Here is an 8,234-nt window from a genome sequence, read left to right on the forward strand (position 1 = left end):
GACTGACACACCGCATTCGCGAGCAAGCCCGCTCCCACACAAGCCAGCTCCCACAGTTTTGATTGCCTACAGTCTGGTCAATCGCTCATGCCTTGAGTGACCAACGTCACCAACCGCTCCAGGCTCTGCCCCCAGCCATCATGAAAACCCATCGCCTCGTGGGCCTGCTTGTCTTCGGCACTCCAATGCATGGCACGGGCGGTGTAGAGGGTCTTGTTGCCTTCGACCTCCTGAAAGGTCACTTCAGCCGTCATGAACGGCTTGCCCGAAGGAATCCATCCCGGCTTATAGGCATCGGTAAACACCAGCCGGCGTGGCGCGACGATCTCCAGGAACACGCCTTGGGTCGGGTACTCACTGCCGTCCGGCGCGCGCATCAGGGTGCGAAACAGGCCTCCGACCCACAGGTTCATTTCGCACTCGGGGGTGGTCATGCCGTGTGGGCCCCACCACTGTTGCAACAGGGCCGGCTCGGTCCAGGCGCGGAATACCCGGCTGCGGGGGGCATCGATCACGCGGCTGATGGACAGTTCAAATTCGGCAGGTTGGCTGGACATGGGGTAAACCTCCTGATTTTTTGATTGTTGTGTTCAGAGAGTCAATGGCTGCACGGCACTCACTATAGTTCGCGCCGCCCCAGGTTTGCGTTCGACCAGACAGGCGACAAACCCGCTAGAATCGCCAGCTCTCTGTAGTATTTGGGATGCCGCCCCGATGGAAACCCGCCTCGTCCCCTATGAGACGCTGAGCCTTGCGCAAAAACAGCAGCTCGACACCCTGCAAGTACACCCCGAACAACTGGCGTTTTCCGGCGATATCTATTGCGCGCTGAACAGCCTGTTGGTCAATCCCCATCCCGATGCTATCAAAGGCTTCGCCCTGCTCGCCGACAACCAGCCCGTGGCCTTCCTGCTGCTCAAACGCCCGCCCTGCCTGCCCCATTGGGCCGATGAACACAGCGCTACGCTGCATGCATTCCAGGTGGATCGCGGGCAACAAGGCCGAGGGTTTGGCAAGGCGTGTTTGCAGGCGCTGCCGGCTGCGGCGTTGCACGCGTGGCCGCAGATCAAGGCGATTGAGTTGTCGGTGGACAGCGACAACATGGCCGCGATGGGTTTGTACCTGAGGGCTGGGTGGGTGGATTGCGGGGAGGCGTATAAGGCGCGGGAGGGGTTTGAGCGACGGTTGAGTTGGGTGGTTGGTCGGGGTGAGCTTGACACCGTAAAAATGTAACGTATACATGACCTATCAATTTAAAAGTAATGAATACATGACATGGATACTGCAGTAATCACGCAGCGGCTTGGCGATCAAATCCGTGCCATGCGCCTCAATCGAGGCTACACACAGGCACAGTTGGCGAAGCTTGCAGGCGTTACCCGTCAAAAGCTGATTGAAATTGAACAGGGCAGCCCGTCGGTCTCCATGAATGCCTATGCCCGCGTCATTGCCGCGCTGGGCAGTGAATTCAAACTCGTGCCCGTGACCCTGCCGACACTGGAAGAACTGGAGGATCTGTTCGATGAATAACCCCAGCTTGCGTGTTCACACGCCTCAAGGCGAGAGCGGCAGCGTCTTGGTGAGTGCCAACGACTATCTGTTTCGCTACAGCGATAACGCGCAGGCAACAAGCGCAGTCAGTCTGACAATGCCGGTGCGTGCCGAAGAATACCGGCGCCGGGAGCTTCACCCCATCTTCCAGATGAACCTGCCGGAAGGCTATGTGCTGGAGCAACTGCGCAATCGCCTGGCAAAAACAGTCAAGGTCGATCCCATGCTACTGCTGGCGCTTTCGGGTAGCAGCGCCCCTATCGGTCGGGTTTTCGTGGCCTCGGATCAAGTGAACGACCTGATCCAACGCAACGGACCTCCCGCAACCGGGGAAAACCTCGACGAGATTCTCGCCTGGGACGGTGCAGAAAACCTGTTCGCCGAGCTGGTGGATCGGTACATCCTGCGGGCGGGCATTTCTGGGGTGCAACCGAAGGTGCTGGTGCCGGAAAAACCCCGGACACCCGAGCAGAAGTTCACATCGAAAACCAACGACCTGATTATCAAAAGCGGACGGGATGAGTTTCCCGGCCTGGCGATCAATGAATACCTGTGCATGTCCATCGCCCGGGACGCAGGTCTCCCGGTGCCGCCGTTTTACCTGTCGCAGAACCATAAGCTGTTCATCATGCGGCGCTTTGATCGGGATGCGCAGCTCAACCCGCTGGGCTTCGAAGACATGACGACGCTGATGGGGTTATCTGCCGAGCAGAAATACACTAAAAGCTATGCCGCGATCGCCAAGGCAGTGCGTGTGTTCTGTTCGCCGGAACAGCATCGCAGTTCACTTGATCAGTTGTTTGATAGCGTGGCGCTCAGCTGCATTGTGGGGAATGGCGACGCTCACTTGAAGAACTTCGGCGTGCTCTACGGTGACCCGCTGAGTTCAGACACTCGGCTAGCGCCGGCCTACGACATCGTCAATACCACTGCGTACATTCCTGAAGATTCGCTTGCACTGGATCTGGACGGCAGCAAATCATTGTTTGCCTCACGCCTGGGCATCCTTGAGTTCGCGCGTACCTGCGAAGTCGAACATCCCGAAACACGCATCCAGGCACTGCTGCAAACCCTGGAAGTCGTGCTCAAGCGCGAAGACGAGTACTGCCGCTCGGCACCCGACGTAGCAAAAGCCATACGCCAATCGGCGCAGGGTTTCCAACTCACTTTCGGCGGTTGAACATCCTGTGGCGAGGGAGCTTGCTCCCGCTGGAGTGCGAAGCGCTCCCAAAATCTCGGGGCCGCTACGCAGCCCAGCGGGAGCAAGCTCCCTCGCCACAGAGTCAACAGCGGGTTTACTGGGGCTCGTGACAGTGGCTGACGTTTCAGCCGCGTTCGCCCACCGGTAGCCAGATTTCCACCGTGCCGGTGCCCTTGCGCACGTCAAAATCGGCGCTGTAGCGCTCGAAGTCCGCCCCCATGACCTTGTAGCCGGAGTGCGGCAGCCATTCGAACATGATCCGTTCGTAGGTTTGCTCAAGCGCCTGCACCGGCCCGTAATGCGGGAACACGGCGTAGTTGAGCGGTGGGATTTCGATGCATTCGAAGTTGCTCGGCACATCGGCTTTGGTGGGGACTTCGACACCGGCCATGTAATCGAATTCGCCATGGTTGGGGTTATGGCAGACCCCATAGGTCACGCCGCCGACGCGTTTCTTGATGTCCTTGATGCAGGTGTCGAACAACTCCCACAGCTTGGGAATATCGCCCACGGTGGCCTTCGAATAACGCCCTTGTACACCGGCAATCACCAGCGCCTTGCCCGCTTCCATGCGTGGCTCCAACGGTTGTTTTGTCTGCTGATCCATACGAACAGTCTCCTTCTTATAGGGAACAAACCCGCATCGAGTATAGGGGCATATCCGCGCTGCACTCCAAGCAGAAAATTTTCCGACGCATCTGGACAACTGGCCATCATCGCCCGTATTGTCTGCCCGCAGGCCACCGCAGTGGCCGACGTCGCTCGGACGGTTCCGGGCGCTTACGTACCTCGAGGCAACAATGGCAGACCAAGGTTCGCCGCGCCGCTTTGCGCGCATAGATCGACTCCCCCCTTACGTTTTCAATATCACAGCCGAGCTGAAGATGGCTGCGCGTCGGCGCGGCGAAGACATCATCGACTTGAGCATGGGCAACCCTGACGGCCCCACGCCGCCGCACATTGTCGAAAAACTCGTGCAAGTGGCCCAGCGTGAAGACACCCACGGCTACTCCACCTCCAAAGGCATTCCGCGTCTGCGCCGGGCGATTTCGCGCTGGTACAAGGACCGCTATGAAGTGGATATCGACCCCGAGTCGGAAGCCATCGTCACCATCGGTTCCAAGGAAGGCCTGGCGCACTTGATGCTGGCCACCCTGGACCAGGGCGACACCGTGCTGGTGCCCAACCCGAGCTATCCGATCCATATCTACGGCGCGGTGATTGCCGGCGCCCAGGTGCGTTCGGTGCCGTTGATTCCCGGCGTGGATTTCTTCGCAGAACTGGAACGGGCGATTCGCGGCTCGATCCCCAAGCCCAAGATGATGATCCTCGGCTTCCCGTCCAACCCCACCGCGCAGTGCGTGGAGCTGGATTTCTTCGAACGCGTGATCGCGCTGGCCAAGCAGTACGACGTGCTGGTGATCCACGACCTGGCCTACGCCGACATCGTCTACGACGGCTGGAAAGCCCCGTCGATCATGCAAGTGCCGGGCGCCAAGGACATTGCGGTGGAGTTCTTCACCCTGTCCAAGAGCTACAACATGGCCGGCTGGCGCATCGGTTTCATGGTGGGCAACCCGGAACTGGTCAACGCCCTGGCGCGCATCAAGAGCTACCACGACTACGGCACGTTCACGCCGCTGCAAGTGGCGGCGATTGCCGCGCTGGAAGGCGACCAACAGTGCGTGAAGGACATTGCCGAGCAGTATCGCCAACGCCGCAACGTGCTGGTCAAGGGCCTGCATGAGTTGGGTTGGATGGTGGAGAACCCGAAGGCGTCGATGTACGTCTGGGCGAAGATTCCCGAGGCGTATGCCGCCATGGGTTCGCTGGAATTTGCCAAGAAGCTGCTGCTGGAAGCCAAGGTGTGCGTGTCGCCGGGGATTGGGTTTGGCGAGTATGGCGATGACCATGTGCGCTTTGCGCTGATCGAGAACCAGGACCGGATCCGGCAGGCGGTGCGGGGGATTCGCGGGATGTTTCGGGCGGATGGCCTGGTTACCAAGGCCTAATCCAATCCACCTGTAGAAACCCAATCAATGTGGGAGCTGGCTTGTGTGGGAGCCGGGCTTGCCCGCGATGCAGGCACCTCGGTGTTTCAGTTAGACCGAGGTGAAGCTATCGCAGGCAAGCCAGCTCCCACATTTTGATTGGGTTCCCACATGGGGTTTTGTGGTGTGGCTTACACCACCAGCGATAGCAGCATGATGAAGATCAACGCCACGACGGACAGAATCGTCTCCATCGCCGTCCAGGTCTTGAACGTCTCCGCCACGGTCATGTTGAAGTACTGCTTCACCAGCCAGAACCCCGCATCGTTGACGTGCGACAAGATCAACGACCCCGCCCCCGTCGCCAACACCAGCAGCTCACGGTTGACCCCCGGAATCATCCCCACCACTGGCACCACGATGCCCGCGCCGGTAATGGTTGCCACGGTTGCCGAGCCGGTGGCCACACGAATCACCGCCGCCACCAGCCATGCCAGCAGGATCGGGTTGATCTGCGCGTTCACCGCCATATGGCCGATCACGTCGCCCACGCCGCTGGTCACCAGCATCTGCTTGAAGCCACCACCGGCACCGATAATCAGGATGATCGCGGCGGTCGGCGCAAGGCTGGCGTCGAGCAGCTTGAGGATCTGCTTGGAGTGAATGCCCTGGCGATGGCCAAAGGTGTACAGCGACAGCAGCAACGCCAGCAACAGTGCGGAGATCGGGTGACCGATCATGTCCATCCAGTTGCGCACGATATGGCCGTCAGGCAAGCCGATATCCGCGAAGGTTTTCAGCAGCATCAGGAACACCGGCAGCAGCACGGTGATGAGGGTGATGCTGAAGCTCGGCAGGTTCTTGTGTTCCGACTCGCGGGCCAGTTGGTCCACCAGTTCCTGGGACGGGTTGCCCGGGATGTACTTGGCGATGAACGTACCAAAGATCGGGCCGGCGATGATGGCCGTCGGCAGCGCGACGATCAGGCCGTACAGGATGGTCTTGCCGATGTCCGCGCCAAACACGCCGATGGCCAGCAGCGGGCCCGGGTGCGGTGGCACCAGGCCGTGCACCGCCGACAGGCCGGCGAGCAGCGGGATGCCGATCTTTATCAGCGACACGCCGGTGCGGCGCGCGACGATGAATACCAGCGGGATCAGCAACACAAAACCGATCTCGAAGAACAGCGGGATGCCCACCAGGAACGCAGCGAACATCATGGCCCACTGGACCTTTTCCTTGCCGAAGGCACGGATCAGGGTCTGGGCGATCTGATCGGCACCGCCGGATTCGGCCATCATCTTGCCGAGCATCGTGCCCAGCGCGAGGATGATGCCGACAAAGCCGAGCACCCCGCCGAAGCCGTCCTGGAACGCCTTGATGATCTTGTCCACGGGCATGCCCGAGGTCAGGCCGAGGAAGCCGGCCGCGATAATCAGTGCAATGAACGGGTGCACCTTGAACTTGGTGATCAGTACGATCAACCCGATGATAGTGACCACTGCATCGAGCAGCAGGTATGACTCGTGGGACATGCCAAACATGGGGGGTCTCTCCTGTTTGTTGTTGTTATTAAAGCGGGTGTTGAATTTCCTGCCGGGGATAGCGCTATCTTTTCCGGCAAAAAATCACTTGGAAGGTTCGAAGCCGTGTTGCAGCCACCAGGCATGGGTCTGCTCGGCCAACGCCTCGACACTGTCGACGCTGGCGTTGAGGGCCAGGGTCAGCGGCTCACCCACGGGCGATTCAAGGGTGGCGAACTGGCTGTCGATCAGGCTGGCCGGCATGAAGTGGCCGGGGCGATGGGACACACGGTCGGACGCCACTTCACGGCTCAGCTCCAGAAACACGAAACCCAGGCCCGGCGCGGCTTCGCGCAGGTGGTCGCGGTATTTCTTCTTGAGGGCGGAACAGGTGAGTACCGGGTGTTCACCAGCTTTTAGCGAACGGCGCAATTCATCGCAGAGGATGTCGAGCCAGCCGGCACGGTCGTCGTCGTTGAGGGGGTGGCCGGCGCTCATCTTTTCGATGTTCGCGGCAGGGTGAAAGCTGTCGCCTTCAATGGCAGTGGCGCCGTTCAGACGGCACACGGCCTCGCTGACGCTGGTCTTGCCACAGCCAGCAACACCCATGATGACCAGGGCAGTAACAGGTTGACTCATGAAACACCTCAGGACGCAGATAGCGCTACCTTTGCACGCTGTAAGGCTAGTGCAAAAACAGGCTTTTCCCGCGCCGTCTTGTCTTTTTTTATGGAGTGACGCGTGCATCCGCTCCAAGCGTTTGAACCCGGATCAGGCAACCCGAAATTCAAGGATTTGCAGCCTTTTGGAGACAGCGCTACCTTAGTGCCTCGATTTTTGTTTGGCAAGCCGCCTGATGACCTCCAAGAACGATAAAAAATTGCGCACCACGGGTCGCCCGACCCTTAACGAAGTCGCCCGCCTCGCCGGCGTCAGCCCGATTACCGCCTCCCGCGCCCTGCGCGGCATCAGCACGGTGGCTACCGAACTGGTGGAAAAAGTGCAAAAGGCCGCCAGTGAACTGAGCTACGTGGTCAACCCCGCCGCCCGCGCCCTGGCCTCGGCCCAGAGCCATTCGGTGGTGGTGATCGTGCCGTCATTGTCCAACCTGCTGTTTATCGAAACACTCGAAGCCATCCACCAAGTGCTGCGGCCCAAGGGCTTTGAAGTGCTGATCGGCAACTCCCACTATTCCCGCGACGAAGAAGAAAACCTGCTGCGCAACTATATGGCCTACCAGCCACGGGGTTTGCTGCTGACCGGTTTCGACCGAACCGAGAGCGCCCGACGAATGGTCGAGGCCAGTAATGTACCGTGTGTGTACATGATGGACCTGGACCCGAATGCCGGCGTGAACTGCGTGGGCTTCTCGCAGCTGGCGGCGGGTGAAACGGCGGCGGCGCATTTGCTGTCCCGTGGGCGCAAGCGCCTGGCTTATATAGGTGCGCAATTGGACCAGCGCACCTTGCTGCGGGGCGAAGGTTTCCGCCGCGCGCTGCAACAGGCCGGCCTGTATGACCCGGCGCTGGAGTTGCTGACGCCGCGCCCGTCTTCCGTGGGCCTGGGCGGCGAACTGTTTCTGCAGATGCTGGCCGCCCATCCCGACGTGGACGCGATCTTCTTCGGCAACGACGACCTGGCGCAGGGCGCCTTGCTGGAAGCCCTGCGCCACGGCATCAACGTGCCAGAGCGCGTGGCGGTGCTGGGGTTCAACGACCTGCCCGCCTCGTCGTTCATGGTGCCGCGCCTGAGCAGCATCAGCACGCCGCGTGAAGCGATCGGGCGGCGCTCGGCGGAGCACCTGTTGACGATCATGGCGGGCAACAAGGTGGCCAAGCCGGTGGTGGATATGGGCTTCGAGTTGCAAGTGCGGGAAAGCACCTGACCCTACTAAGCCGGGCACACATCAAAATGTGGGAGCGGGCTTGCTCGCGAATGCGGAGTGTCAGTCACTGAATGTTCCAACTG

Annotated in this window: 9 protein-coding genes; 5 read left to right on the forward strand and 4 right to left on the reverse strand. The window is 60.2% G+C overall.

Annotated features, from left to right (window positions below; all coding sequences use genetic code 11):
- Positions 1–77 precede the first annotated feature (77 nt).
- Positions 78–557 (reverse strand): SRPBCC family protein, encoded by a 480-nt coding sequence (locus tag NUV89_RS25345; protein WP_257783475.1) that lies wholly within the window; start codon positions 555–557, stop codon positions 78–80.
- Positions 558–714: 157 nt separating this feature from the next.
- Between NUV89_RS25345 and NUV89_RS25350 the strand changes: the two genes are divergently transcribed.
- The 3 genes from NUV89_RS25350 to NUV89_RS25360 are packed head-to-tail and all read left to right on the forward strand — an operon-like array spanning position 715 to position 2,731.
- Positions 715–1,233 (forward strand): N-acetyltransferase, encoded by a 519-nt coding sequence (locus NUV89_RS25350; RefSeq protein WP_257783476.1) that lies wholly within the window; start codon positions 715–717, stop codon positions 1,231–1,233.
- Positions 1,234–1,275: 42 nt separating this feature from the next.
- Positions 1,276–1,530, forward strand: a complete 255-nt coding sequence (locus NUV89_RS25355; protein ID WP_257783477.1) for a helix-turn-helix domain-containing protein — start codon at positions 1,276–1,278, stop codon at positions 1,528–1,530.
- On the forward strand, positions 1,523–2,731 hold the full coding sequence (locus NUV89_RS25360; RefSeq protein WP_257783478.1) for a type II toxin-antitoxin system HipA family toxin: 1,209 nt from the start codon (positions 1,523–1,525) through the stop codon (positions 2,729–2,731). Before NUV89_RS25355 ends, NUV89_RS25360 begins: the two co-directional genes overlap by 8 nt.
- Positions 2,732–2,876: 145 nt before the next feature.
- Here the strand turns inward: NUV89_RS25360 and NUV89_RS25365 are convergent, their stop codons facing one another.
- Complete coding sequence (locus NUV89_RS25365; protein ID WP_257783479.1) at positions 2,877–3,359, reverse strand: GyrI-like domain-containing protein; 483 nt, start codon at positions 3,357–3,359, stop codon at positions 2,877–2,879.
- A 193-nt stretch (positions 3,360–3,552) separates the two neighbouring features.
- On the opposite strand from NUV89_RS25365, the gene alaC reads away from it, so the two are divergent.
- Positions 3,553–4,764 carry an alanine transaminase gene (alaC, locus tag NUV89_RS25370; protein ID WP_017738792.1) on the forward strand — a complete coding sequence of 404 codons (1,212 nt, stop codon included), beginning with the start codon at positions 3,553–3,555 and terminating at the stop codon, positions 4,762–4,764.
- A gap of 170 nt (positions 4,765–4,934) precedes the next feature.
- Here alaC and NUV89_RS25375 read toward each other — a convergent pair whose 3' ends face one another.
- A complete protein-coding gene (locus tag NUV89_RS25375; protein ID WP_017738791.1) occupies positions 4,935–6,287 on the reverse strand; it encodes a GntP family permease in 1,353 nt (450 codons plus the stop codon).
- Between the two features lie 84 nt (positions 6,288–6,371).
- The gene (locus tag NUV89_RS25380) at positions 6,372–6,905 is read right to left on the reverse strand and encodes a gluconokinase (protein ID WP_026137052.1); all 534 of its coding nucleotides are present in this window, start codon (positions 6,903–6,905) and stop codon (positions 6,372–6,374) included.
- A gap of 214 nt (positions 6,906–7,119) precedes the next feature.
- Here NUV89_RS25380 and NUV89_RS25385 point away from each other — a divergent pair, with 214 nt between their 5' ends.
- A complete protein-coding gene (locus tag NUV89_RS25385; protein WP_257783480.1) occupies positions 7,120–8,151 on the forward strand; it encodes a LacI family DNA-binding transcriptional regulator in 1,032 nt (343 codons plus the stop codon).
- The last annotated feature ends 83 nt before the right edge of the window (positions 8,152–8,234 follow it).

Source organism: Pseudomonas sp. 18.1.10 (assembly GCF_024655625.1).
Taxonomy (GTDB): domain Bacteria; phylum Pseudomonadota; class Gammaproteobacteria; order Pseudomonadales; family Pseudomonadaceae; genus Aquipseudomonas.